Origin of the sequence: Bradyrhizobium sp. SSBR45G (assembly GCF_030159255.1) — a bacterium.
Classification (GTDB): domain Bacteria; phylum Pseudomonadota; class Alphaproteobacteria; order Rhizobiales; family Xanthobacteraceae; genus Bradyrhizobium.
Map to the genome: position 1 here is coordinate 125907 of NZ_BSCT01000001.1, position 24151 is coordinate 150057.

At 66.2% G+C, this 24151-nt stretch carries 23 protein-coding genes; 4 read left to right on the forward strand and 19 right to left on the reverse strand.

Annotation, left to right across the window (positions count from 1 at the left end; translation table 11 throughout):
• Positions 1-59: 59 nt before the first annotated feature.
• The 7 genes from QQL87_RS00635 to QQL87_RS00665 form a co-directional block, all read right to left on the reverse strand.
• Positions 60-1073, reverse strand: a complete 1014-nt coding sequence (locus QQL87_RS00635; protein ID WP_284416305.1) for a Na+-dependent transporter — start codon at positions 1071-1073, stop codon at positions 60-62.
• 123 nt (positions 1074-1196) lie between these two features.
• Positions 1197-2261 carry a ketopantoate reductase family protein gene (locus QQL87_RS00640; RefSeq protein ID WP_284416304.1) on the reverse strand — a complete coding sequence of 355 codons (1065 nt, stop codon included), beginning with the start codon at positions 2259-2261 and terminating at the stop codon, positions 1197-1199.
• Between the two features lie 259 nt (positions 2262-2520).
• On the reverse strand, positions 2521-3135 hold the full coding sequence (locus QQL87_RS00645) for a YitT family protein (protein ID WP_284416303.1): 615 nt from the start codon (positions 3133-3135) through the stop codon (positions 2521-2523).
• 25 nt (positions 3136-3160) lie between these two features.
• Entirely contained in the window at positions 3161-4327 is a 1167-nt protein-coding gene (locus QQL87_RS00650) for an amino acid aminotransferase (protein ID WP_284416302.1), read from the reverse strand.
• A 194-nt stretch (positions 4328-4521) separates the two neighbouring features.
• Positions 4522-4857 (reverse strand): hypothetical protein, encoded by a 336-nt coding sequence (locus QQL87_RS00655; protein WP_284416301.1) that lies wholly within the window; start codon positions 4855-4857, stop codon positions 4522-4524.
• Between the two features lie 177 nt (positions 4858-5034).
• On the reverse strand, positions 5035-5997 hold the full coding sequence (gene lipP1 / locus QQL87_RS00660; protein ID WP_284416300.1) for a LipP1 family hormone-sensitive lipase: 963 nt from the start codon (positions 5995-5997) through the stop codon (positions 5035-5037).
• Between the two features lie 31 nt (positions 5998-6028).
• A complete protein-coding gene (locus QQL87_RS00665) occupies positions 6029-6802 on the reverse strand; it encodes an SDR family NAD(P)-dependent oxidoreductase (protein ID WP_284416299.1) in 774 nt (257 codons plus the stop codon).
• A gap of 244 nt (positions 6803-7046) precedes the next feature.
• Here QQL87_RS00665 and QQL87_RS00670 point away from each other — a divergent pair, with 244 nt between their 5' ends.
• Positions 7047-8039: a DUF2155 domain-containing protein gene (locus QQL87_RS00670; RefSeq protein WP_284416298.1), complete on the forward strand. Its 993-nt coding sequence runs from the start codon at positions 7047-7049 to the stop codon at positions 8037-8039.
• Between the two features lie 4 nt (positions 8040-8043).
• Here the strand turns inward: QQL87_RS00670 and aat are convergent, their stop codons facing one another.
• The 10 genes from aat to tcuA all read right to left on the reverse strand — a co-directional run bounded on the left by aat (position 8044) and on the right by tcuA (position 18024).
• Positions 8044-8724, reverse strand: coding sequence for a leucyl/phenylalanyl-tRNA--protein transferase (aat, locus tag QQL87_RS00675; protein ID WP_284416297.1), 681 nt, complete (start codon positions 8722-8724; stop codon positions 8044-8046).
• 68 nt (positions 8725-8792) lie between these two features.
• Positions 8793-9881: a sensor histidine kinase gene (locus QQL87_RS00680; RefSeq protein WP_284416296.1), complete on the reverse strand. Its 1089-nt coding sequence runs from the start codon at positions 9879-9881 to the stop codon at positions 8793-8795.
• Positions 9878-10315 carry a response regulator gene (locus QQL87_RS00685; protein WP_284416295.1) on the reverse strand — a complete coding sequence of 146 codons (438 nt, stop codon included), beginning with the start codon at positions 10313-10315 and terminating at the stop codon, positions 9878-9880. The genes QQL87_RS00680 and QQL87_RS00685 overlap by 4 nt, the downstream gene beginning before the upstream one ends.
• Positions 10312-11832 (reverse strand): sensor histidine kinase, encoded by a 1521-nt coding sequence (locus tag QQL87_RS00690; protein ID WP_284416294.1) that lies wholly within the window; start codon positions 11830-11832, stop codon positions 10312-10314. Before QQL87_RS00690 ends, QQL87_RS00685 begins: the two co-directional genes overlap by 4 nt.
• Positions 11833-11938: 106 nt before the next feature.
• Complete coding sequence (gene accC / locus QQL87_RS00695) at positions 11939-13288, reverse strand: acetyl-CoA carboxylase biotin carboxylase subunit (protein WP_284416293.1); 1350 nt, start codon at positions 13286-13288, stop codon at positions 11939-11941.
• A gap of 83 nt (positions 13289-13371) precedes the next feature.
• The gene (accB, locus tag QQL87_RS00700) at positions 13372-13851 is read right to left on the reverse strand and encodes an acetyl-CoA carboxylase biotin carboxyl carrier protein (protein WP_284416292.1); all 480 of its coding nucleotides are present in this window, start codon (positions 13849-13851) and stop codon (positions 13372-13374) included.
• A 42-nt stretch (positions 13852-13893) separates the two neighbouring features.
• Entirely contained in the window at positions 13894-14346 is a 453-nt protein-coding gene (locus QQL87_RS00705) for a type II 3-dehydroquinate dehydratase (protein WP_502871118.1), read from the reverse strand.
• A 246-nt stretch (positions 14347-14592) separates the two neighbouring features.
• A complete protein-coding gene (locus tag QQL87_RS00710; protein WP_284416290.1) occupies positions 14593-15306 on the reverse strand; it encodes a DUF1236 domain-containing protein in 714 nt (237 codons plus the stop codon).
• A 182-nt stretch (positions 15307-15488) separates the two neighbouring features.
• Positions 15489-16607 carry a tricarballylate utilization 4Fe-4S protein TcuB gene (gene tcuB / locus QQL87_RS00715; protein ID WP_284416451.1) on the reverse strand — a complete coding sequence of 373 codons (1119 nt, stop codon included), beginning with the start codon at positions 16605-16607 and terminating at the stop codon, positions 15489-15491.
• Between the two features lies 1 nt (position 16608).
• Entirely contained in the window at positions 16609-18024 is a 1416-nt protein-coding gene (tcuA, locus tag QQL87_RS00720; RefSeq protein WP_284416289.1) for an FAD-dependent tricarballylate dehydrogenase TcuA, read from the reverse strand.
• Between the two features lie 163 nt (positions 18025-18187).
• On the opposite strand from tcuA, the gene QQL87_RS00725 reads away from it, so the two are divergent.
• Positions 18188-18859: a GntR family transcriptional regulator gene (locus QQL87_RS00725; RefSeq protein WP_284416288.1), complete on the forward strand. Its 672-nt coding sequence runs from the start codon at positions 18188-18190 to the stop codon at positions 18857-18859.
• A gap of 138 nt (positions 18860-18997) precedes the next feature.
• Here QQL87_RS00725 and QQL87_RS00730 read toward each other — a convergent pair whose 3' ends face one another.
• Positions 18998-19762, reverse strand: coding sequence for a DsbA family protein (locus QQL87_RS00730; protein WP_284416287.1), 765 nt, complete (start codon positions 19760-19762; stop codon positions 18998-19000).
• Positions 19763-19868: 106 nt separating this feature from the next.
• Positions 19869-21260 (reverse strand): M48 family metalloprotease, encoded by a 1392-nt coding sequence (locus QQL87_RS00735; RefSeq protein WP_284416286.1) that lies wholly within the window; start codon positions 21258-21260, stop codon positions 19869-19871.
• Between the two features lie 191 nt (positions 21261-21451).
• Here QQL87_RS00735 and QQL87_RS00740 point away from each other — a divergent pair, with 191 nt between their 5' ends.
• On the forward strand, positions 21452-22651 hold the full coding sequence (locus QQL87_RS00740) for a pyridoxal phosphate-dependent aminotransferase (protein ID WP_284416285.1): 1200 nt from the start codon (positions 21452-21454) through the stop codon (positions 22649-22651).
• A gap of 133 nt (positions 22652-22784) precedes the next feature.
• The gene (gene dctA, locus QQL87_RS00745) at positions 22785-24122 is read left to right on the forward strand and encodes a C4-dicarboxylate transporter DctA (RefSeq protein WP_284416284.1); all 1338 of its coding nucleotides are present in this window, start codon (positions 22785-22787) and stop codon (positions 24120-24122) included.
• Positions 24123-24151: the final 29 nt, after the last annotated feature.

Here is a 24151-nt window from a genome sequence, read left to right on the forward strand (position 1 = left end):
ATCGGACTTGATAGCAGCCCGTCCGATGCGCGGAGGAGGCGTTGCGATGCCGCGCTGCCTCATTCCGGTGCAGGGCTGATCAAGCCGTGGTCGGTCCCGCCAGATGGAAGTGGCTGCGAACGCAGGCGCTCGACGAGCGGCCGCAGCAGCTGCGGCGCGAGGTGAATCGGAAACTGACTCATCGCGAAGTACAGCCAGGTCGTGCCGGGGATCGCGCCGTCGGTGGCGGCCAGCATCAGCCCCATGTTGCGCAGCGAGACCATCAGGCCCAAGGCCATCGCCCGCTCGCGGCCGGCGCCGCGGAACAGCAGCATCGTGATACCCAGCAGCAGGAAGAACACGGCAAAGGCGAGCACCGCCAGTCCCAACATGCGGAACGGGCTCGCGATCAGATCGGCCAGGAAATGGGCCATGATGGCGGACGCGAACACGAACAGGATGAGGATGTTGCAGCCGTCGATCGGCGCACGGTGACGCCGGATCGCCGCGATGCCGAAGACGAGGCGGATCGCAACGGCGATGATCAGCGCAGCGGCGAGGATCCCGGCGAGCTTCAACCCAAGCGCGGCTGGCGACAGCGACAGGGTCTGTCCCAGGAACATGTAGGCGAACAGCGGCGCTGTCAGCGGCACCAGCGCGGTGGATGTCACCAGGGTGATCAGCACGAGCGTCGCGTCGAGCCCCATCAGCGCGGCGAGCGCCGGCGAGGCCATCATCGGCGAGGCCGTTGCCTGTAGCATGAGCGCGAGATGAAGGTCGGGGGTCGCAGCATCGAGGCCGGTGATGCGCATGAGCGCGCCGACCAGCGCGGGCACGGCAATCGTGGTCCAGGCGGTCGCGACCAGCACGAGGGCAGGGCGGCGCAGATGCGCGCGCAGCATGGCGACGTCGACGCGCATGAACGAGATGCAGAGCAGCAGGAAGATGGCGTGCGTGACGTAGGGCCGCGCCAGTTCGCCGAGCGGCGGCACGGCGATCGCGGCCAGCAGCACCGCGACGATGGCGCGCGTGCCCTGATTGCCGAGCCAGCTCAGGGCCCGCAGGGGAAGAGCGAGAGGCCTGGAGGATGGCATCGATAAACCGAACGATGTGAATCAAAGAACGCGCGAACCATGCGTTGGCCGCGCGTTCCTGCAAAGTCACATCTCGTTACCGATCGTAACGGCGCCCGGAGAGCCAGGCGCCGATCGCCGTGCCTACAGAGCGCTCGAGCCGCCCAGGACGATCTTTTCATTGAGCTTGAAATCGACGGTCTGCACGGTCTGGTCGATCTCGGTGCTGGGCATGCCGATCTGCTGCGAGATCAGCTTCACCAGAAGGTCGACGCGCTCGATGAAGGGCGCGCCGGCGGCGACGGCACGCGCCGCCGACGATGGCTTGAGCAGGCTCTCGGCGGCCTTAGCATACTTCTCGAACGGCACCTGGTCGCTCGGATCGGCGCCGAGCTTGCGCGCGATCGCGTCGACATGCTCGTAGATCGACTTCGACAGCGCGAGATTGCCGTGCACGGCATCGCGGATCGCCTGCGGCTCGCCGCGGGTGATGCAGCGATAGTTGCCGGTCAGCAGCATCGACCATTTCGCCAGCGGCACGAACAGCGAGTCGAACACCTTCAGCTTCACGGGCACGTCCTGGCCGTCGAGCCTGACGGCATCGATGTCGCGCTCGAGCTCACGCAGCAGCGCGTTGTGCTTCTCGTCCTCGAAGGCGGCCGCCTTGAAGTTCGTCGGCAGGCCGACATGGAGCACGTTGGCGCCTTCCTCCGGCGGACGGAAGGCCTGCGGATCGGGCGAGCACAAGGTCACGAGCCCGGGCGTGAAGCGCTCCCAGACCATCGCATTGGTATAGGCCTCTTCCAGATTGCCGTCGGCCAGCGCCGGGATGCGCTTCAGATAGGGCAGCGGCGGCATGTTCATGATCGAGAGGCACGGCAGCTTCGCCTCGGCGATCTTCACCATCAGCACGCGGATGGTGTGGTTGGTGTATTGCGGCTCCTGCATCGCGAGGCCGACCAGGTCGTAGCGCGACAGGTCGACACTGTCCGGCGTGGCGGCGTCGAGCTTGCCGGGCAGGTCGCGCGAGAAGATCGAGCGATGGGCCGGCTCGTCGCGCAGCTTGATGCGGACTTCGGTGCCCTCGCGGTTGATCAGCTCGGCCGTCTTCTTGCGGCAGACGAGCGTCACATTGTGGCCGGCCATCAGCAGCTTGGTGGCCAGGAGGGAGCCGTAGGAGGCTCCGAGAATCAGAATATTGCGTGCCATGCCTTGGTCTTCCCCAGAGATTGGTTCTGCGTTCGAATTTTTTATTGGCGATCCAGACGCACCGAGGAGGTCCGTCAGACGCCCGGGAAGGGCGGACGGAAGCGGTAACCCGTTGCCTCGATTGCTGGCATACCAGAGCTTTCATCCCACGGAATGGGCCGTCTGGCAAGGTGCGACGCACCCGTGCGGCATCCGGCGCGGGTGGCCCGAGCGATGGTGTCCACAGAGCGAGGGGACTGGTTGCCGGGTTCGAGGCGCTTCAGCTCAGCGCCATGTAGCGCCCGGGCTTGTGGTTGATCGCGATGATGACGTTGACGATCACGATGCCCAGGATCGACAGCGCCAGCCGGTCGACCGGGATCACGAAGAAGGCGGCGATCATGATCAGAGCATCCACCCCAAGCTGAAAATAGCCGGCGCGGATCTTCCAATTCTCCTGCAGATACAGCGCAAGGATGTTGACGCCGCCAAGCCCGGTGCGGTGGCGGAACAGCATCAGCAGTCCGGTGCCGGTCAGGCCGGCGCCGATCACGGTGGCATAGACCGGGTCGATATGGCTGATGTCGACCCAGGACGCGGTCAACCGCGAGAACACCGCGACCAGGCCGACAGCAACAAAGGTGCGGATCGTGAACGGCCAGCCCATGCGCCGGATGGCCAGCGCATAGAAGGGCAGGTTGATCAGGAAGAAGCTCAGGCCGAAGCCGTAGCCGGTGACATAGCTCAGCAGCAGCGACAGGCCTGCGGTGCTGCCGACCAGCAGCACCGTCTTGCTGTAGATCAGCATGCCCAGCGACACGAACAGCGTGCCGAGCGTCAGGGCCATCGCATCTTCGTAGAGCTTGTGCCGCTCCTGCAACACCATTTCGGTCACGGCTTCGATCCTCGTCCGCGAGCGCTCACAGCGCCCTGAAGAGGCCGGCGACGCGCGTGACGTCGGCGAGCTTGAGGCCGGCGATGTTGATGCGGCCCGAGGTCGGCATGTAGACGGCATGCTTCTCGCGCAAGCTCATCACCTCGGCCGGGGTGAGCGGCAGCACCGAGAACATGCCTTCCTGCCGGCCGATCGCGATCGAGTTCGACCAGCGTTCGCCGAGCGCTGCGGCAAAGGAGTGGCGCAGCGCCGTGAGCCGCTCGCGCATCGAGTCGAGCTCGCTCCGCCAGTCGTCGTAGAGCTCCGGCGTGCCCAGGATCGTCTTGACGATCGCCGAGCCGTGATCGGGCGGCATCGAATAGCTGGTACGGGCGATGGCGACGAGATTGGAGCGGGCGGTCGCGGCCGCGGCCTCGGCGGAGGCTGTGGCAAACAGCGCGCCGGTGCGCTCGCGATAGAGGCCAAAGGATTTCGAGCAGGACACCGCGACGAGCGCCTCGGGCACGGCCGCGACCATCGCCCGCAAGCCGACGACGTCACCGTCGAAGCCGGCGCCAAAACCCTGATAGGCGGAATCGATCAGCGGCACGAGCCCGCGCGCCGTGATCACGGCGGTGATGCGCGTCCAGTCCTCGGCGCTCAGCGGGGCACCGGTGGGATTGTGGCAGGAGGCGTGCAACAGCACCGCGTCGCCTGCCTGCGCGCGCTGCAACGCTTCGAGCATGCTGTCGATCTGCAGCGTCTGCGAAGAGACATCGAAATACGGATAGGTCTCGATCTCCAGTCCGGCCGCGGCGAAAATGCCGGCATGGTTGGGCCAGCTCGGCAGTCCGAGCCAGATCTTGCCGGTGCCGGCCTGGCGGATCAGGTCGGCGGCGAGCCGCAATGCGCCGGAGCCGCCGGGGGTCTGCACGCCCGCGGCATGGACCGGTGAGGCCGTCCCGCCGACCATCGACCACAGCAGGTCGAGGAACGCCTGGTCGCCCTCCGGCGCGACATAGGCCTTGCTGCTCTGGCTTTCCCAGATGCTGCGCTCGGCGGCCTTCACCGCGCGGAAGATCGGCGAGTTGCCGGCCTCGTCGCGATAGACGCCGACGCCGAGATCGACCTTGTCCGGCCGCGGGTCGGCCTTGAAGATGCCGATCAAGGCGAGCAGGGGATCGTCGGGCTGGCGGCTCAGTCGTTCGAACATCGTGCATTCCTGTCGGCTGGCTGCCCGCGCGCAATCATGGCCGTCGCCGCGGGCGGGCGGACACTATCGTGGTTGCGGCGCAAAAACAGCGGGATTTTTCGCAATGCACCGCTCCATCTGGTGAATGCGCAGATCCGTCGCCTGCAATGCCGACCCAGCCGATCGTCGTCAGCCAAACAGCTGGACGACAAATGTTAGCGGGGATTCCCCGAGCCAAGATCGGGCTCGTGTGTCGGCTTATTGTGAGCGGTGGCGATCTTCCTCGCGCGCTTGACGGCAAGCTGAGAGCGAACCTTGGCATCGACCTTGCGCCCGGTCGCACGTTTCCATTTGCGCAGTTCGCTGGCCGTCAGGACGACCTTCACGACGTTGTCCTTGAGAGGACTGCCCAGGGCATCGATCGTGTTCTGAGCGCTAGCCAGCCATTCTTCGTAGGTGTCGTGAACGTCGGGGCAGATCAGCTTGATATCATCCCATTCCTCGGGCCTGTACCAAGCGAGAGCAATCTGCATGTCTTGCTCGGAGTCCATCCTCCCCTCCGGTGAGTTCATGCTCGTCATCGAAGTCCAAGTCCGTAGATGTGAGATCCTGCGCTGGGCCACCATGACGCGGCCGATCAAGGCGGCGTTTGTATCTCGCCGGGTCACTGGCTGCATCGGGCGGCGAAGGTCGACCTCCACTGACACCGGCCCGGCGGAGGCGCCTTTTCAGATGCCGCCCGGCCTGCCGAGCTGCTTCAGCCAAGCACCGATGTCGCGTGCAGCGACGTTGGCCTGGTCGAGCAGCTTGCCCATGGTGAAGAAGCCGTGGAATTGCCCGGGATGCGTCCGGTGCGTCACCGGCACGCCGGCCTCGCGCAGGCGACGCGCGTAATCGTCGCCTTCGTCGCGCAGCGGGTCGGCGCCGGCGGTGAGGACATAAGCGGGCGGTAGGCCGGCGAGCGTTTCCGCCTTGGCCGGCGAGGCGCGCCAGTCGTGAATGTCGGCGGCACCGTTGAGATAGTGATCGCGAAACCAGCGGATCACCGAATGCGTCAGCAGCACGCTGGTCTCGGGTTCGCTGTGCGACGGATGGCTCATCGTGAAGTCGGTGGCCGGATAGATCAGCACCTGACCTGACAGCCTGGGTTCTTTGCCGTCCCGCGCCGACAGCGCGACGACCGCGGCGAGATTGCCGCCGGCGGAATCGCCGCCGACGCTGAGCCTGGACGCATCGATGCCGAGCGAGGCCGCATGGTCGGCTACCCATTGCGCGGCTGCGACGCAGTCGTCGACCGCGGCGGGAAACTTGTGCTCGGGCGCGAGGCGGTAGTCGACCGAGATCACGATCAGCTCGCCTTCGGTGGCGAGCGCGCGGCAGGCGACGTCGTGAGAATCGAGATTGCCGATCACCCAGCCGCCGCCGTGGAAGAACACCAGTCCCGGCGCTAGTCCGTTGGTCTGCCGCACCGTCTTCGGCCGATAGAGGCGGGCCGGGATCGCGCCATGCGGGGCAGGGATGGCGAGCTCCTTGACCTCGGCGAGCTCCGGCGGCTCGGGATTGCTGACCACGCGCGCAGCCAGATAGTAGTCGCGCGCCTCCTGGGGCGTCAGCGTCTCATAGGCGGGACGGCCGGCCTCCTGGAACGCCTTGTAGACGGCTGCGGCATCGGCATCGAGTTGAACGGGCATTGGCAAGGGACCTGTTGCGTTTGAAGAACGTTTAAGCGGCGGTACGGCCGCCGTCCACGGTGTAGGCGGCGCCGGAGACGTAGCTCGCATCGTCGGAGGCGAGGAAGGCGACGATCGCGGCGACCTCCGAGCCCTGGCCGAGCCGCCGCGCGGGCACACGGTCGACCACCTTGTCGACCGGGACGGGGGCGCCGCTGCGGCCCTCGATGATTGCGCTCAGCATGCGGCTGTCGATCAGGCCTGGACAGATGCAGTTCACGCGCACCTTGGTGCCGGTGCATTCCCACGAGGCGCTCTTGGTCAGGCCGATCACGGCGTGCTTGCTGGCGCTGTAGACCGCGATCTGCGGCGAGCCGATCAGGCCGGCGATCGAGGCGGTGTTGATGATCGAGCCGCGGTTCTGCTTCAGCATGACCGGCAGCACGTGCTTCAGGCCGAGGAACACGCCGACGACGTTGACGTCGAGCACGCGACGGAAGGCTTCCAGCGGATAATTGGTGATCGACTTGATCTCGCCCTCGATCCCGGCATTGTTGAAGAACACGTCGATGGTTCCGAACCGGTCGCAGGTCCGGCGGACATAGGCTGCGACCTGGGCCTCGTCGGTGACGTCGGCGGCGATGGCCAGCGCCTCGGCGCTGGCGGGGAGAGAGGCGATCGCGTCCTTGAGGTCCGGCTCGCGCCGGTCGACGGCGACGATGCGGGCGCCGCGCGCCGCCAGCGTCTGCATGGTCGCGGTCCCGATCACACCGGCCGCGCCGGTGACGACGGCCACCCGGCCGTCGAGGCGAATCGAATCGGTCATGTGCGTCCTTCCCTTGGCCCGGCTTCTGATGGCCGTGGCCTTGTTGCGTGTTGGTTTCACGCTATCTTCTGATCATGCAACTATCTCATTGGATGAACCAGATGGCCACCTCGCGGTGCGCTGGCAGGTCGCCCTTCCCCCGCCGTATTCGGCATGTTAACGGGAGGATGATCGAGAGCGGCGGATGGGTCATGACGCGATTTGATTGTCCCGAACCCCGATTCGCCTGATAAAGCCGCGCGAGATGCACCGAACAATCGTCCTGACCGGTATCGCGGCATTCCTGGCCGCCACATCCCTCGCGCTGGCCGTGCCTGCACGCGCGCAGATCGGTACTATTTTCTCGGATCCGGTTCCGCGTCCGCCCGGCAACATTCCGCGGCGCGGAGAGCCGATTCCGCCGCCCGACGAAGAGGAAGATATCCCGGAACTGCCGCAGGGGCGCGTGCTGCCGGCGCCGACCCGTCCGCCGCCGGGCCAGGGGGCTGCGCTGCCGGGGCCGGTTCAGTCCCAGCCGCTGGCGCCGCCGCCGGGAACGACGATCCTGCCGCAGAACAATCCGCCGGTCGCCGCGGTGCCGCCTCCGGGCCAGCCGGGTGCCGCGCCCGCTCAACCGGGCCAGCGCCAGGTGCCGCCTCGCGGGGCGCCCCAGAATGCGGCAATTCCGCCGAACGGCGCAGTGCCGCAGACGCCACCGACGATTCAGCCGGGCGACGAGGTCGTGAGCGAGCCGCCGGCGCAGAAGATCGTGAACAAGAAGGCGAGCTTTTCCGGCCTCGACAAGATCACCGGCCGGATCATCAATTTCGACGAGGATATCGGCGAGACCGTGCAGTTCGGCGCGCTGCGGGTGAAGACCGACGCCTGCTACACGCGGCCGGCGACAGAGACGGCGAACACCGACGCGTTCGTGCAGGTCGACGAGATCACGCTGCAGGGCGAGGTGAAGCGGATCTTCTCGGGCTGGATGTTTTCGGCGAGCCCCGGCCTGCATGGCGTCGAGCACCCGATCTATGACATCTGGCTGGTCGACTGCAAAGAGCCGCAGACCACGGTGGTGAGCGCGGCTCCCGATCAGAAGCCGGCGGCGCCGCAGCCGGCCCAGAAGCGGCCGCCGCAGCAGAAGCAGGCCGCGCCGCGGCCTCCGGCGCAGCCGCCGCAGTACCAGACGCAGCAGGTGCAGCCGCCGCCTCCGCCGCCACAGGCCGGTGGACCGTTCGGCGGCGTGTTCCGGTAGCGCCTCAACCGCGCTCGGCGATGATGGCGAGCGCCTCGGCGCCCGCGATCGGGCGGTCGACCGCGAGTCTGGCGAAATTCGCCGCCGGCCCGGCGATGGCCTTTTCGAGCAGGACGGTATAGCGCCGGCGCGGGATCTCGACCGCGCCGAAGGTCTTGAGATGCTCGGTGACATATTGCGTGTCGAGCAGCTCGAAGCCGCCGGCCATCAGCCGCGCCACGAGATGTACCAGCGCGACCTTCGAGGCGTCGCGGGTGCGGTGGAACATGCTCTCGCCGAAGAAGGCCCGTCCCAGGCTGACGCCATAGAGGCCGCCGACCAGCTCGCCGTCCTGCCAGCACTCGACGCTGTGGCAATGTCCCAGCGCGTGGAGGCCGCTGTAGAGCTCGCGGATGCGCCGGTTGATCCAGGTGTCCTCGCGGCCGGGCTGGGGCTCCGCACAGCCGTCCATGACCGCCTTGAACGCCTGATTGACCGTCACCGTGAAAGCGTCGGAGCGCACCGTGCGTGCTAGCCGCGATGCCACCCGAAAGCCGTCGAGCGGAATGACGCCGCGCAGCTCCGGCTCGACCCAGAACAGCGTCGGGTCGTCGGCGCTTTCGGCCATCGGAAAGATGCCGCAGGCATAGGCACGCAGCAGCACCTCGGGCGTAATCTCGGACGCTGCAGAGTCGCGCGAAGTCATGCCGGCAGCTTAGCAGGATGTCGCAGGCGAGGCGACCGTCCGTTGGCCGCACCCCGGATCTGGCGGGCTCAGCCCACCGCGGCGGCGGCCGGCTTCGGAGCGTCCTTGGTCAGGCGGAAGCGAACGATGATCTTGGTGCCGTCGTGCGTTGGGTCGGGCCCCACGGTGGCATCGAGCTTGGTGGCCATGGCGCTGACGATGCGCTGGCCCATGCCAGTGGAGCGCGGGTCGCTGGTGGCGTTCAGGCCGACGCCATTGTCGGCGATCGACAGCACGATGTCGTCGCCTTCGAGCTTGAGCTCGACGTGAATCGAGCCTGGCCCATCGGGATAGGCGTATTTGACCGCGTTCATGACCAGCTCGTTGACGACGATGCCGATCGCGACCGCGCGATCCGGGTCGATCTCGACGGTTTCGGCCTTCAGGGTCAGCCGCGACATCCGATTGCCTTCGGCCGAGCGGCGGAGATCGTCGAGCAGCGAGTCCAGATACTGGTTGAGCAGCACGCTCTTGAGATCCTGCGAGGTGTAGAGCCGGCGGTGCACCTGGGCCACGGCGGCGACGCGGCCCATCGCGTTGGTCAGCGCGGCCTTGACGTCGTCCTGGGTGCTCGAATTGGCCTGCAGATGCAGCAGCGAGGCGATGATCTGCAGCGAATTGCCGACGCGGTGATTGACCTCGCGCAGCAGCACCTCGCGCTCGGCCGCGAGCGCGGCATAGCGGTCGCGCGATGCGCGCACTTCGGCTTCCGCCTCGTCGCGCGCCTTCTGCAGCCGCGCCTGGCGCAGCGCGCCTTCGGCTGCGACCTGGAGCAGCGGAATGAACTCGCCCTGGACGTCCTTGACCAAATAGTCGGCGGCACCGGCCTTCAGCGCCGTGACGGCGATCTTGGAATCCTGCGAGGCGGTGACGAAAACGACCGGTGGCGCCTCGGGCATCGCCATGATGCGCTCCAGGGTCTCGAGGCCGTCGAGGCCCGGCATGTGCTGGTCCAGCGCCACGACGTCGATGCCGCCGCGCTGCAGCCGTTGCAGGCCGGCGCTGCCGTCGCTCGCATGCTCCACCGTGAAGCCGAGCCGCTTGAGCCCGCGCTCGACCAGCCGCGCCAGCGCCGCGTCGTCCTCGATGTAGAGCAGCGTGGGGGCGGCTGAGCTCATGCGGCGGGTGGAACCTGGATGACGGAAAAGAACAGGCCGAGTTGGCGGATGGCGTTGGCGAAGCTCTCGTAGTTGACCGGCTTGGTGATGTAGACGTTGCAGCCGAGTTCGTAGCAGCGCTTGATCTCCTGGCTGTCGTCCGTCGTGGTGAGGATCACCACCGGCGCGCTCTTCAGGAAGCTGTTCTGCTTGACCAGCTTGAGGATGTCGATGCCGGTCATGTCCGGCAGGTTGAGGTCGAGCAGGATCAGGAGGGCATGGCCCTTGTGATCGAGGCCGGTGCCGTCAGCGCCCAACAGATACTTCACCGCCTCTGTACCGTTGGTGAACGGCTTGATCTCGTTGTTCACCCCGGAGCGGCGGATGTTGCGCTCGATCAGGCGGGCGTGGCCTTCATCGTCCTCGATCATGATGATCGTCACAGGCATGGTCATCGGTCTGAGTTCCGGTTTGAGGCGTTCCAGTTGATCGGAAGCGTGATGGTGAACGTGCTGCCCTGGTCGAGTTCCGAGGCGACCGACATGGTTCCACCGAGCCGGCGCACGAGCGCGCGCACATGCGCCAATCCGATGCCCTGACCTGGACGGTCCTGGGTTCCGGCGCGGCGGAATAGATCAAAGATACGCTGGTGATCCCGGGGATCAATCCCCCGGCCGTTGTCCGTGATCTCGAAGATCGCGAAACCGAGCTTGGTCCGGGCGCGGATCGCGATGTCGCCGGGCACGCCCGGCTTCATGTATTTGATCGCGTTGTCGATCAGGTTCGAGAAGATCTGCTCGAGCGCGAGCCGGTCGCTGACGATCGTGGGCAGCGGCTCGAGCCGGATGGTGGTGTTCGCCTCGTCGGCCTGATGCGCCAGCGTCGACACGATCTGCTCGATCAGATCGCGGGTGTCGATGCGGATGGGCACGAATTCGCGGCGGCCCTCGCGGGTCAGATTGAGGATCGCGGTGATCAGCCGGTCCATCTTGGCGATCGACGATTTGATGAAGCCGAGCGCCTCGGTGAAATCCTCCGACAGCTGCTTGTCGGCGCCTTCCAGCTCGGGCTCGGCGCCCTCGGCCGGCGGCGGCGCGGCCGACACGGCCCGGGCGAGCGTCGCGATGCGCCGGAAGATGTCGTTGCGCAGCTCCTCGAGCTCGCTGGTGAAGCCCATGATGTTGACCAGCGGCGAGCGCAGGTCGTGGCTGACGATATAGGCGAAGCGCTGGATCTCCTCATTGGCTTCGCGCAAATCCGCGGTGCGCTCGTCGACGGTGGCTTCCAGATTGAGGTTGCTCTCGCGCAGCTTGGCCTCGGCTTCGTCACGGGCGCTCGTCGAGCGGCGCACCAGTAGCACCGAGATGATGGCGAGCAGGACGACCAGTGTCGAACCGACGACAGTGACGATCGTCGCCAACTGCTGGCTCTTGTCGGCCGTGGTGGTTCGCTGCGCAAACAGGCGCTCCTCCTCACCGCGCATCTCCTCAGCCGTGGCGCGCATGATCGCGCTGCTGTCCGTCGAGCCGACGTCGCGCACCAGCGCCACGGCGCCGGGGAGATCGCCGGCCGCGACCAGGGCTTTCTCCCGATCGAATTGCGACAGCCGCGTTTCGATGATGCCGCGCAATCTGGCGAGGTTCTGAACCTGGACCTGGTTGTCGGCGACGAGCGTTGCCAGCCGGTCGAGCAGCGGCCTGATCGCCGCCACGGCGGCTTCGTGATCCCTGAGGAAGTCCGGGCTCTGGGTCAGCAGATAGGCGCGCGCGCCGCTCTCGGCCCGGCGAACCTCCAGCAGCAGCGCATTGATCTGGTTCTCGGCCTCGACGGTGTGCACCACCCAGGCGCTGTCACTGCGGGCCTTGTTGACCAACAGAACCGAGGCCGTGCTGATGACGACCAGCACGAAGAAGCCAGCCGACAACAGCAGGATCTGCCCCAGCGTGCGCCGATGTCTGATCTCAGGCGCCACCGCGTACTCGCATGCCTATTGAAATCCGTGCCCCCTCAGCGGAACCGCCGACACAGCAGAACGCGTCGAGGGCCGAAGAGTTCCGGCAGGGATGTCGAATTTCGCGTCAGTCGGTCTTCTGACCGGCGAGATACTGCTCGAGCCAGTGGATGTGGTAGTCGCCGTCGATGATCGCGGGCTCGCGGACCAGCGCCCTGAACAGCGGCAGCGTGGTTTCGATGCCGTCGACGACCATCTCATCCAGTGCGCGCCGCAGCCGCATCAGGCACTCGACCCGGCTCTTGCCGTGCACGATCAGCTTGCCGACCAGCGAGTCATAATAGGGCGGGATGACGTAGCCCTGGTACACGGCGGAATCGATGCGCACGCCGAGACCGCCGGGCGGATGGTATTGCAGGATCTTGCCGGGAGAGGGCCGGAAGGTGACCGGGTTTTCGGCGTTGACGCGGCACTCGATCGAGTGGCCGTTGATGACGACCTGGTCCTGGGTCATCGGCAGGTCGCCGCCGGCGGCGATGCGGATCTGCTCGAGCACGAGATCGATCCCGGTGATCATCTCGGTCACGGGATGCTCGACCTGGATGCGCGTGTTCATCTCGATGAAGTAGAATTCGCCGTCCTCGTAGAGGAACTCGACGGTGCCGACGCCGATATATTTCAGCTCCTGCATCGCCTTGGCGACGGTGTTGCCGATCTTGGCGCGGGCCGCCGCGTCGAGCACCGGCGAGGGGCCTTCCTCCCAGACCTTCTGGTGGCGGCGCTGCAGCGAGCAGTCGCGCTCGCCAAGATGGATGGCGCCGCCGCGGCCGTCGCCGAGCACCTGGATCTCGATGTGGCGCGGCTTCTGCAAGTACTTCTCGAGATAGACCGACGCGTCGCCGAACGCCGATTTGGCCTCGTTGGCTGCGGTGGTCAGCGCGAGCTGCAGGTCGGCCTCGGTGTGCGCGACCTTCATGCCGCGGCCGCCGCCGCCGGCCGCGGCCTTGACCAGCACCGGGAAGCCGATCTCCTTGGCGATCCCCATGGCGTCCTGGTCCGGCATGACTGCGCCGTCGGAACCCGGCACGACCGGAATGCCAAGCCGCTTGGCGGTCTTCTTGGCCTCGATCTTGTCGCCCATCAGGCGGATGTGCTCGGCCTTCGGCCCGATGAAATGCAAATTGTGGTCGGACAGAATCTCGGCGAAGCGCGCGTTCTCGGACAGGAAGCCGTAGCCCGGGTGGACCGCATCGGCCCCGGTGATCTCGCAGGCGGCGAGCAGCGCCGGGATGTTGAGGTAGCTGTCCTTCGACGGCGGCGGCCCGATGCACACGCTCTCGTCAGCGAGGCGCACATGCATGGCATCGGCGTCGGCGGTGGAATGCACCGCGACGGTGGAGATGCCGAGCTCCTTGCAGGCCCTGAGGATGCGAAGGGCGATTTCGCCGCGGTTGGCGATGAGGATCTTGTCGAACATGGGGCCTCAGGGGCGAGTCGCGAATAGGGATCAGCGAATAGGGAACGGACAGCTATTCGCTATTCGCCATTGGCTATTCGCAGTTATTCAATGATCACCAGCGGCTCGCCGAACTCGACCGGCTGGCCATCCTCGACCAGGATCTGCGTCACCGTGCCGGCGCGCGGAGACGGGATCTGGTTCATCGTCTTCATCGCCTCGATGATCATCAGGGTCTGGCCGACCGAGACCTTGGAGCCGACTTCGATGAACGGCTTGGCGCCGGGCTCCGGCGCCCAATAGGCCGTGCCGACCATCGGCGAAGGCACGACGCCCGGATGCTTGGACAGGTCGGCACCGGCGGCAGCCGCGGCGGCCACCACGGGAACGCCCGCGGCGGCGGACGGCATCGCCGACGGCACGGCGGCTGCGATTGTGACATTGCGGGCGACGCGAACGCGCAGGCCGGCCCGCTCGAGCTCGATCTCGGTCAGGCTGGTCTCATCCAGCAGCGCCGCGAGCTCGCGAATGAGCTGGCTGTCTTCGGACTTGGCCGTGGTCTTTTCGTCGGGCTGGGACGCCATGATCTGATCCAGAAACCTTGTGGGACGTGAGGGCGAGGGACGTCAGGCGAGAGCCTTGATGTCTATCTTTGAAGAGGTCTTGGCACCAAGTTTTGCAGCGAGGCCCGTGATGGCGAGCCGATAGCCATCGATTCCAAGGCCACAAATTGACGCAAACGCGGCCTTGGCCGTGAAAGGGTGGTGCCGCCCGCTTGCGCGGGCCTGAATGTTGCCGATGTGCACCTCCACCGCAGGGATCCTGCTCCCCGTCAGCGCATCATGCAGTGCAATAGAGGTATGGGAGTATGCGCCAGCTTTCATGGTGATACTGACCGCGTCTTTGGCGGCGGCCGCACGGATCGAATCCAGCACGCCGTCGTGGTTGGCCTTCCGGCATTCGGTCGTCAACCCCAAGCAGGCCGCCGTTTCCACGCCCAGACGCTCGACATCGGCCGGCGTGGCGTGGCCAGAGGTCTCGTCGAGGGCATCGATCGTCATGGTCGCGTCTTCGGCCATTCCCATTCCGGCGGTGTGGCGGCAGTGGGCGGCGTTATAGGTAACAAAGCCGCCAAGGGGAAGCCTTTCGGCATCTCGGATGGGGATAGGGCGGTTGGTCCGTCACGCGAAAAAAATGCGCCAAGTCCCGGAAATGACTGGTTTACCCTTGCGAGATGCGTGGTGCACGCCATGCGTGTGGCCGGGCAGCACAAAGGGGCAGGCATTGCTGCCCGCCCCTTTTCACGTCACCTGCCTGGTCGGGGATCAGGTGTCGAGAACTGCAACGATCTCGTGGGTACGCGGATCGAGCACGATGATCTGCTCACGAACCAGGATGTAGTCATATCCGCGCCATTCCGGATAGATCGTCACAACCTCGGTCGGGAGCGGGTAGAAGCGGACGTCACGCGGCACGCGGGTACCGACCGAGATGTTGAAGTTCACGTTGGTCACCGGCTCGACGCGCTGGCTGCGGATCACGGTCGAGATCTTTGTCCGCTGCTCGGTCGAGAGCTTCGCGCCTGCGCCGGCCTGTCCCGTCGTCGTCTGGGAGCGGTCGTTGCCGGTCTTGGTCTCGGCGTTCTTGTTGACGTCGCTGTGGCCATCGCGGTTCTCAGCCGCGCCAGTGCCGCTCTTGCTGTCGCGGCCCTCGGCCTTCATGTTCTTGGAGCCGGCCTTGTCGTTCTCCGACGCCGCTCCCTTCGCATTCGGACCCTTCATGCCGTCTTCGGCGCGCTGAGCCTTCGGAGCCATGCCGGGCTTCTGATCCGACTGGCTGGAGCGCGTCTCAGGCGCGCCGCCCGGCGCCGGTGCGGCGCTGTCACGGTTCATCGGAGCTGCACCCGTCGCGCCGCCCTGCATCGCGGCCCCGCCGGACTGACCGGCGCCACCCGCGCCGCCAGCTCCCTGCGCGTTGGCGAGACCTGCGCTCGCCAGGAGCGCGATCGCAGCCACTGAAGCCATCAAACGATTAGTCATCTTGTATCCTCCTCAAATCCGCACTGCCCGCGCCGACAACTTCAGGAGAATAGAGTCGTTCCGCCCATAGCCGTTGGTTCCTCAAATATGTCTCGGCTCGCGTTCTTATGAACGGATGCTCAGAGTCATGAACCATAGATGACAGGCGTGCGCGGCCTGCGTAGGCGTGGCCCGGTGCGGTCTCACGAGGATGCGGTCTGCTGCGCGTCCCCGTGACGCTCCTTGGCGTAGCGGATGAGCGCCAGGAAGCGATAGAGGCCGTGCACGAACTTGCCGTAGGGCAAGGTGACGAACAGCGCAAACACGGCGCCGAGGTGTAGCGCAAGCAGCGCGCTCATCGCGCTGCTCTCGCGCAGCAGAAGCAGAGCAAGGCCGGTGGCGCCAGTCAGCACGAGCATGGCGAGGAAAGCGACGTCCATGCCGCGGCTGCCCCCATCCAGCAACGCCGGGTCGCGCTTGCGTTTGGCGGCGTAGAGTCCGAGCGGACCGATCACGATACCGAGTCCACCGAGCGTTCCGAGCACGACGGGAAGATCCCAGAGCGGGTAGGGCGCCTCGCGATGCAGCAGGTAGTGATAGAGCGTTGCCACGCTGGTGGAGGCAAAGCAGAGCATGAAGCCCCAGAAGGTGAGGTGGTGATAGAACCGCCTGTTGTCGCTCGGCCGCTCGTCCTCACTGTAGCAGCCGACGCCACCGCCATCGAGATAGCGCAGGCTTGCCGCATCTCGAACCGCCTGCAGCAGCGGACGCGGCTGCGCGAGTGTCGAGGCCGGCTCTCCGATGTCGTTCCAGAACGCACGGGCGCCGTTGACGAACGCGACGATGGCCCACAGGAAGGCCGCGCCGAACAGCAGCGCCATCGCATTGTGCGGCATCAGCGCGTAGAACGATCCCGGGCCATGCCGACGGGCAAACAGGGCCGTCGGGTCGTTGAGAGCCACGAAGCCCAGGATGAACGCGGCAATGCTGAGCACGGTGATCAGGGCGATCGCCAGCCCATTGCGCCTGAACAGCGGCGCGAGTGCGCGCGGCCACGCATAGTCGGCATAGCTTTCGTGCCGAACCTGGGCCAGGACCGAGGGGACGCGGACGTTGAACTCGTGCGGCGGCGAGAACTGGCAGTCGACATAGCAGGCGCCGCAGGAATGGCAGAGGTTGGCGAGGTAGTTGAGGTCGCCGGCGGTGAAGGCGCGTCGCATCTCCATGGCGGGAAAGACGGCGCACAGTCCCTCGCAATAGCGACAGGAGTTGCAGATCGTCATCAGGCGATCCGCCTCGGTCAGCGCTTCACTTCGCTGCATGTCACTTCGCTGCATGTCTTGCTGCTCCACGGCCCGCAATGCGTCCGAACACGCTGCCGATCGTCATGCCGATGCCGGCGGCATAGCCGCGGCCCAGCACGTTGCCGGCCATGATCTCGCCGGCGGCGTACATGTTGTCGGCCGGTCCGCCGGCTTTCATCATCATCCTGGCCTCGTGATCGACCCGGACGCCGAGATAGGTGAAGGTGATGCCGGGGCGCACAGGATAGGCGTAGTACGGGCCGGTATCGATGCGCCGTGCCCAATGCGTTTTCGGTGGCGTCAGGTTCTCGGTGCGGCAATCGTCGAGGATGTCGGGATTGAAGCTGCCGTCGCGCACCGATGCGTTGAACGCGGCGACGGTGGCTGACAGCTTGTCGGCATCGAGGCCGAGCTTGCCGGCGAGCTCGCCGATATCAGGCGCTTCGATCGCAGGATACAGCGAGGGCATGAACAGGCTGGCCGATTTGGCATCGAAGATGATGTAGGCGATCTGGTCGGGCTGCATCGCCACGAGCCGTCCCCAGATGGCGTAGCGCTTCGGCCAGACGTCCTCGCCCTCGTCGTAGAAGCGCATCGCGTCCTTGTTGACGACGATGCCGAACACCACGCAGTCGAGCCGGGTGATGATGCCGCCATCATATTTCGGCGCGCGCGCATCGATCGCGACCGCATGGCACTGGGTGGGATCGCCGATGCTGTCGACGCCGGCGCCGAGCAGCAGGTCGAGCACGGTGCCGCGGTTATTGGACGTGCCGCGGATCAGGAAATTGCGCGCGATCTCGCCCCAGCCTTCGACCAGCTTGTCGATGTTGGATTCGAAGCCACCGGCGGCCGCCACCAGCGCCTTGCCGCGAATGCGCGTCTTGCCAACACTGCGCTGGACGATTGCCGCACCGAAGCGGTCATCGTCGATGTCGAACGCCACCACCTCCGCCTCATAGAGCACGTCGACGCCAAGCTGCTCCGCCGTAAGATACAATGCGTTGAGCATGGCGCGGCCACCGCCGAGGAAGAACGAGTTGGTGCGCCCCAGGCTGAGCGTGCCGCCGAGCGAGGGCTGGAAGCGCACGCCCTGTTCGGCGATCCAGTCGAGCATCTCCTTGGACTCGCGGATCATCATCCGCGCCAGCTGCTCGTTGGTCTGGCCTTCGGTGACTCGCAGCAGATCGTCCCAGAACTCGTCCTCGCTGTACGGGCCGCTCAGGGTCGCAGTCGCGGCGTCGTGTGCGCAGCGCATGTTGCGGGTGTGGCGGGTGTTGCCGCCGCGGTAGAACTTCGACGCCACTTCCAGCACGATGACCGACGCACCGGCACGGCGCGCAGCGATGGCGGCGCACAGGGCCGCGTTGCCCCCGCCCACGACCACGACGTCGTAGGCCATTGGATGGTCGGCGATGCCGCCGTCGGTCGTCATGACGCGATCTCTCTCCGGGACAAGGCAAATTGGGCTGAGGGACGCGCCGGCAGCAGCGCGCCAGAAAAGCGCCTCAGCGTTCTCTCAGGTTTCGTATACTATTGTATACAAAGTTATGCAAGAGTCCTTTTCCTCTGGCCGAGGCTGTGAGAGAGTGGCTCTGATGTCTTCCGACGCCCCCACATTCACGCTCGATCGCGACAACGTCTCCCTGGGCGAGGCGGCGTTTCGCGCGCTGTGCCAGGCGTTGGAGAACGGCGTCTATCGCTCGGGGGACCGGCTGCGCGAGGACGAGGTCGCCCAGCGGCTGAGCGTCAGCCGGACGCCGGTCCGCGAGGCGTTCGGGAGGCTGATGGCGAAGGGCTGGGTGCAGCCGGCCGGCGGCCGCGGCCTCATCGTGCGCAGCCTCGACCAGAGCGAGGTTCTCGAACTCTATGCGATGCGGGAAATCCTCGAAGGCGCAGCGGCGCGGCTGGCCGCGCAATATGCCGTGCCGGCCGAGATCGCGGCGCTGCGCGACATCCATGCGCGTTTTGCGAGCGGCGCGGGGGACGCAGCCGAGCTCGCGCGGCTCAACCGGCTGATGCACGGCGCGATCCAGCGCGCCGCCCGCAATCGCTATCTCGATTCGGCGCTGGCGGACATGCATGTCGCGATTTCGCTGCTGGGCACCACGACCTTCGCGGCCGAGGGGCGCCCGGCAACGGCGGCCGCCGAGCATGCCGAGCTGATCGAGGCGATTGCCGCAGGCGATCCCGACCGCGCCGAGGCGATTGCGCGGGATCACATCCGCGAGGCGCTGCGGACGCGGCTCGGCATGAAGCTGACGGCTTGAGGCTGAGGATGGGGCTTCGCGGAACGGCGCGCCGTCGAGCGGCTGGATCGATGCAAGCTAGGCTTCGACGCAAAAAGGCCGGCTGATCCAGCCGGCCTTTTTGGTCTTGGTTCCCGCGAGCGAAGGCTGCAGGCCGGCTCAGCAGGTCGCCTTGCCGCAGCGTGCGGTGCTGATCTTCTCGCGCAGGCCCTCGACGCCGACCGCGCCGATCACGACCTGCTTGCCGATCACGTAGCTCGGCGTGCCGTTCATGCCCATGTCCTCGGCGAGCTTGAAGTTCTCCTCGATCGTCGCCTTGGCCTCGGGGCTTGCCATGTCCTTCTCGACGCGGGCCATGTCGAGCCCGAGCTCCTTGGCGACTGCGAGCGCGTGGGCCTTGTCGGCCTGGCCGCGGCCGCCGAGCAGCTTCTGGTGGAAGTCGAGATATTTCTGCGGCGCCTGCATGCGCACGGCCACCGCGACCTGCGCGGCCTCCACCGAGCCCTGGCTCAGCACGGGGAATTCCTTGAGCACCACCTTGAGCTTCGGGTCGCTCTTCATCAGGTCCATCATGTCGGCCATCGCGCGTTTGCAGTAGCCGCAATTGTAATCGAAGAACTCGACGAAGGTGACGTCACCATCCTTGTTGCCGAGCACGACGCCGCGCGGCGAGTTGAAGATGGTGTCGGCGTTCTTGCCGATGCTCGCCTCGTGCTTGGCCGCCTCGGCCGCGGTCTGGCGCTTCTGCAGCTCGGCCATGGCCTCCTCGAGCACCTCGGGATGCGAGATCAGGTAGTTCCTGACGATGGTCTCGATCTCGCCCCGCTGGCTGTCGGAGATGCTCTCCGCCGACACGACCTGCGGCGCGCCGCAGAGCGAGAGCGCGAGCAACGCCGCGGGAAGGAGCGTGCGGAAAGACGGCATGAAGGAGGTCCTCTTGGTCAAAATGATCGGGTCCTTGTCGAAGCGGTGATCGGTATCTTGGTAATCCAGTGTCGATATTAGCAGCAATCCGTCCGGGCCGTCCGGTCTACTGGCTCGAAGGCGGTTTGGCTGCGACGATGTCGTCGGCCTTGACCCAGCCGGGCGAGCCCACCGCGAACCGGGTCTTTGCCCGCGACGCGAGCTCGCGGGCGGTTTTGTTGTCGCCCCGGAGGAAGGCGGCCTGGGCCGAGGCGAGATCCGCCTCCGCATAGTCGCCCTTGCGGCCATAGGCCATCGCGAGCTGCGAATAGCCGAGCGGCGCCTCGGACTCGCGCGCGACGGCGGCACGCAGGATCGAGATCGCCTCCTCAGTGTAGGCCTTGTTGTCCGATGCGACCAAGGCCTGGCCAAGTAACATCTGGATGAGCGGCGCGTTATTGGACAGCTGCGCAGCCTTGCGCAGCGGCGCGATGGCCTCGACCGGGCGGCCGCCCTCGAGCAGGGCCTGGCCGCGGACCTCGTAGAAATAGGGGTTGGCGGGCTGCGCCTGGATCAGGGCATCGATCTGGGTCAAGGCGTTGCGCAGGTCGCCGTGGAGATAGGTTGAGATCGCCCGCGCATAGCGCGCCGGCAGGCCGTTGTCGGACAGCGGATAGCGTCGCGCGACGGTGTCCGGACGCTCCATGAAGGCCGAGATCTTGGCCCTCACCATGTCGTGGCGCAGCTGCAGCGCGGCGTCGTCCTTCTTGTCCCAATACGGGCTCTGCCGCGCCAGGCCCTCCAGCGCCTCGACGCGGTCGGCCGGCATTGGATGCGACTGCAGATAGGGGTCGGCGCCGCGGGCCGCGAACAGGCTTTCGTTGGTGAAGCGCTTGAAGGTCTCGTACATGCCCTTCGGCGACTGGCCGGTGGCGCTCAGGAATTTCACCCCGGCACGGTCGGCGTTCTCCTCCTGCTGGCGCTGATAGGACAGCAGGGAGCGGCGGATGAGCTCGCCCGGAGCCGAGAGCGTCGCGGCGCCGGCATTGGCCAGGCCGCTGTTGCCGCCGCCGCGCGCACCGACGGCGAGCGCGCCGGCGCCGAGGATGGTGGCGATGATCATCTGCGTCTGGGCGGTGGCGAGCTGCTGGCGCAGCTTGGCGAGATGGCCGCCGGCGAGATGGCCGGTCTCATGGGCGAGCACGCCGATCAGCTGGTTCGGATTTTCCGATTGCATGATCGCGCCGTAATTGACGAAGATGCGACGGCCGTCCGCGACGAACGCGTTGAACGACGAGTCGTTGATGATGACCATCTGGATGTTCTGCTTCTCGAGCCCCGCGGCGCGCAGGATCGGCCGGGTATATTCGCGCAGCAGCACCTCGGTCTCGGTGTCGCGCAGGGTCGGTGGTCCATTGCTCTGCTGCGCCGAAGCCGGCGCCGCCAGAGCGACGGCCGTCGCGAGGATTGCGGCAAGCCCGCCGGACAATTTCTTGCGAAGCACGATGGGGAGCAACATCAGGCGATCTTTGCAATTGGCGCGAGGCTCGATACGGGCTATTGCCCACCAAACTGCGGAATGCGGCTCATCTGCGGCGAATGAGGCCCAAATCCGGTCACCAGAACCAGGGCACCAGAACCAGGTCATGGGGCTCACGCCGGCCGGTTGAGAGAGCGGGTCCGAACGACTGGGGTCAATAGCAGATATCCATGGTGGATGCGACAGTGATACCGACATTGGAACAGCGGATCGCCGGCCTGACCGCGCCGTCCGGGCGCAGCAATGTTCCACCGTTCATGGTGATGGACGTGATGGCGGCGGCCGAGCGAATCGAGGCCGGCGGCGGCCATGTCATTCACATGGAGGTCGGTCAGCCGGCGGCGCCGGCCCCGCGCACCGCGATCGCGGCCGCGCACGCAGCGCTCGACCAGGCGCGCATCGATTACACCTCCGCGCTCGGGATCTCGTCGCTGCGCCAGCGAATCGCGCGGCATTATCGCGAGACGCATGGCTGCGAGATCGATCCGGCGCGCATCGTGATCACCACGGGATCGTCGGCCGGGTTCATCCTGGCGTTCCTGGCGATGTTCGAGCCCGGCGACCGCGTGGCCGTCACGGTGCCGGGCTATCCGCCCTATCGCCACATCCTGACGGCGCTGGGCTGTGAGCCGGTGCTGATCGAGACCACCGCCGAGAACCGTCATGCCCTGACCGGCGAGGCGCTGCTCGCGGCCCATCGCAAGACGCCGTTGAAGGGCGTGCTGGTGGCAAGCCCGGCCAATCCGACCGGCACCATGATGTCGCGCGAGGCGCTGGGCGGCGTCATCGCGGCCGCACGCGAAGCCGGCATCCGCTTCATCTCCGACGAGATCTATCACGGCCTCGACTATGCCTTTCCCGCGGTCACCGCGGCGGAGCTGTCGACCGAGGCCCTGATCATCAACTCGTTCTCGAAGTACTTCTGCATGACCGGCTGGCGGATCGGCTGGATGGTGGTGCCGGATGCGCTGGTCCGCCCGATCGAACGCCTGCAGCAGAACCTCGCGATCTCGGTCCCGACCCTGTCGCAGATCGCGGCCGAGGCGGCATTCGACGGCCGCGCCGAGATGGAAGCCATCAAGCACGGCTACCAGGAGAACCGCCGCATTCTGATCGAGGGTTTTCCGAAGGCCGGCCTGACCCGGTTCCTGCCCGCCGACGGCGCCTTCTACCTCTATACCGACGTCTCCGACTTCACCTCCGACAGCTTCGACTTCGCCAAGCGCATGCTGGAGGAGACCCATGTCGCGGCGACGCCGGGCGTCGACTTCGATCCGATCCATGGCCGCAGCTTCGTGCGCTTTTCCTACGCACGCTCGGCTGACGACATGCGCGAGGCGGTCGCCCGGATCGCGCGCTGGCTCGGCTAGGGCGCGGGATCAAGCGGACACGTCAGGCGTCCGCCATTCGTCGTCATTGACTCGGCCGCGACAATTTGCCTGAGGTGCGCTCCGCGAGGGCTGGGACACGCGAGGCCCGACACAACGAAGGTGGATCAGGCCAATGGCGGCAGCGACGAAAACCGGGACGCAGGGCGTCCCGTCTCAAACGGGCAACAAGCCCTGGTACAGCGTTCTCTATGTGCAGGTGCTGATCGCGATCGTCATCGGAGTAGTGGTCGGCTGGCTGTTCCCGAACATCGCCACCAATGACTGGATCAAGGCGCTCGGCGACGGCTTCATCAAGCTGATCAAGATGGTGATCGCGCCGATCATCTTCTGCACCGTGGTGTCCGGCATCGCCCATATCCAGAATGCGAGCAAGGTCGGGCGCGTCGGCGTCAAGGCGCTGGTCTATTTCGAGATCGTCTCGACCTTCGCGCTGATGCTGGGCCTGATCGTCGGCAACCTGGTGCCGATCGGGCACGGTCTTGCCGCCAAGCCGGATGCCGCGGCCGTCGCCAACTACGTCAAGCAGGCCGAGGCGCAGAAGTCGGTCGATTTCGTCCTCAACATCATCCCGGACAGCGTGGTCGGCGCGCTGGCGCGTGGCGACATCCTGCAGGTGCTGCTGTTCGCGATCCTGTTCGGCTTCGCGCTGATGGCCTTGGGCGAGCGTGGCCACCGGCTGCGCGACGTCATCGACGATACCGCGCATGCGGTGTTCGGCGTCATCGCCATCGTCATGAAGGCGGCCCCCGTCGGCGCGTTCGGCGCGATGGCCTATACGATCGGCAAATACGGCCCGGCGGCGCTCGGCAACCTGATCGGGCTCATTGCGCTGTTCTACGTGACGGCCGGCCTTTTCGTCGTGATCGTGCTCGGGCTGATCGCGCGCTTCATCGGCTTCAGCATCTTCAAGTTCATCGCCTATATCAAGGATGAGCTCCTGATCGTGCTCGGCACCAGTTCCTCCGAGAGCGCGCTGCCGCAGCTGATGGAGAAGCTGGAGCGGCTTGGCTGCTCCAAGCCGGTGGTCGGCCTGGTGGTGCCGACCGGCTATTCGTTCAATCTCGACGGCACCAACATCTACATGACCCTGGCGACGCTGTTCATCGCGCAGGCGCTCGGCGTCGAGCTGTCGTTCAGCCAGCAGGCCACCATCCTGATCGTGGCCATGCTGACCTCGAAGGGCGCGAGCGGCGTCACCGGTGCGGGCTTCATCACGCTGGCGGCGACCTTGTCGGTCGTCAATCCCGCGCTGGTGCCAGGCATGGCGATCGTGTTCTCGATCGACAAGTTCATGAGCGAGGTGCGCGCGCTCACCAACATCACCGGCAACGGCATCGCCACCGTGTTCGTGTCGTGGTGGGAAGGCGAGCTGGACCACGATCTGCTGCAGCGGCGGCTCAACCAGCAGGTCGACCCGTCCGACGTCGAGACGGCGGTCACGACCGGCTGAGCCGGCTTCGCCGCCTGCGCGGCAGAAGC

Coding starts and splice junctions, on each gene's coding strand:
- QQL87_RS00635 (WP_284416305.1), bottom strand. CDS start 1,073: ATGCCATCCTCCAGGCCTCTCGCTCTTCCCCTGCGGGCCCTGAGCTGG.
- QQL87_RS00640 (WP_284416304.1), bottom strand. CDS start 2,261: ATGGCACGCAATATTCTGATTCTCGGAGCCTCCTACGGCTCCCTCCTG.
- QQL87_RS00650 (WP_284416302.1), bottom strand. CDS start 4,327: ATGTTCGAACGACTGAGCCGCCAGCCCGACGATCCCCTGCTCGCCTTG.
- QQL87_RS00655 (WP_284416301.1), bottom strand. CDS start 4,857: ATGGACTCCGAGCAAGACATGCAGATTGCTCTCGCTTGGTACAGGCCC.
- lipP1 (WP_284416300.1), bottom strand. CDS start 5,997: ATGCCCGTTCAACTCGATGCCGATGCCGCAGCCGTCTACAAGGCGTTC.
- QQL87_RS00665 (WP_284416299.1), bottom strand. CDS start 6,802: ATGACCGATTCGATTCGCCTCGACGGCCGGGTGGCCGTCGTCACCGGC.
- QQL87_RS00670 (WP_284416298.1), top strand. CDS start 7,047: ATGCACCGAACAATCGTCCTGACCGGTATCGCGGCATTCCTGGCCGCC.
- aat (WP_284416297.1), bottom strand. CDS start 8,724: ATGACTTCGCGCGACTCTGCAGCGTCCGAGATTACGCCCGAGGTGCTG.
- QQL87_RS00680 (WP_284416296.1), bottom strand. CDS start 9,881: ATGAGCTCAGCCGCCCCCACGCTGCTCTACATCGAGGACGACGCGGCG.
- QQL87_RS00685 (WP_284416295.1), bottom strand. CDS start 10,315: ATGACCATGCCTGTGACGATCATCATGATCGAGGACGATGAAGGCCAC.
- accC (WP_284416293.1), bottom strand. CDS start 13,288: ATGTTCGACAAGATCCTCATCGCCAACCGCGGCGAAATCGCCCTTCGC.
- accB (WP_284416292.1), bottom strand. CDS start 13,851: ATGGCGTCCCAGCCCGACGAAAAGACCACGGCCAAGTCCGAAGACAGC.
- QQL87_RS00705 (WP_502871118.1), bottom strand. CDS start 14,346: ATGGCCGAAGACGCGACCATGACGATCGATGCCCTCGACGAGACCTCT.
- QQL87_RS00710 (WP_284416290.1), bottom strand. CDS start 15,306: ATGACTAATCGTTTGATGGCTTCAGTGGCTGCGATCGCGCTCCTGGCG.
- tcuB (WP_284416451.1), bottom strand. CDS start 16,607: ATGCAGCGAAGTGAAGCGCTGACCGAGGCGGATCGCCTGATGACGATC.
- tcuA (WP_284416289.1), bottom strand. CDS start 18,024: ATGACGACCGACGGCGGCATCGCCGACCATCCAATGGCCTACGACGTC.
- QQL87_RS00725 (WP_284416288.1), top strand. CDS start 18,188: ATGTCTTCCGACGCCCCCACATTCACGCTCGATCGCGACAACGTCTCC.
- QQL87_RS00730 (WP_284416287.1), bottom strand. CDS start 19,762: ATGCCGTCTTTCCGCACGCTCCTTCCCGCGGCGTTGCTCGCGCTCTCG.
- QQL87_RS00735 (WP_284416286.1), bottom strand. CDS start 21,260: ATGTTGCTCCCCATCGTGCTTCGCAAGAAATTGTCCGGCGGGCTTGCC.
- QQL87_RS00740 (WP_284416285.1), top strand. CDS start 21,452: ATGGTGGATGCGACAGTGATACCGACATTGGAACAGCGGATCGCCGGC.
- dctA (WP_284416284.1), top strand. CDS start 22,785: ATGGCGGCAGCGACGAAAACCGGGACGCAGGGCGTCCCGTCTCAAACG.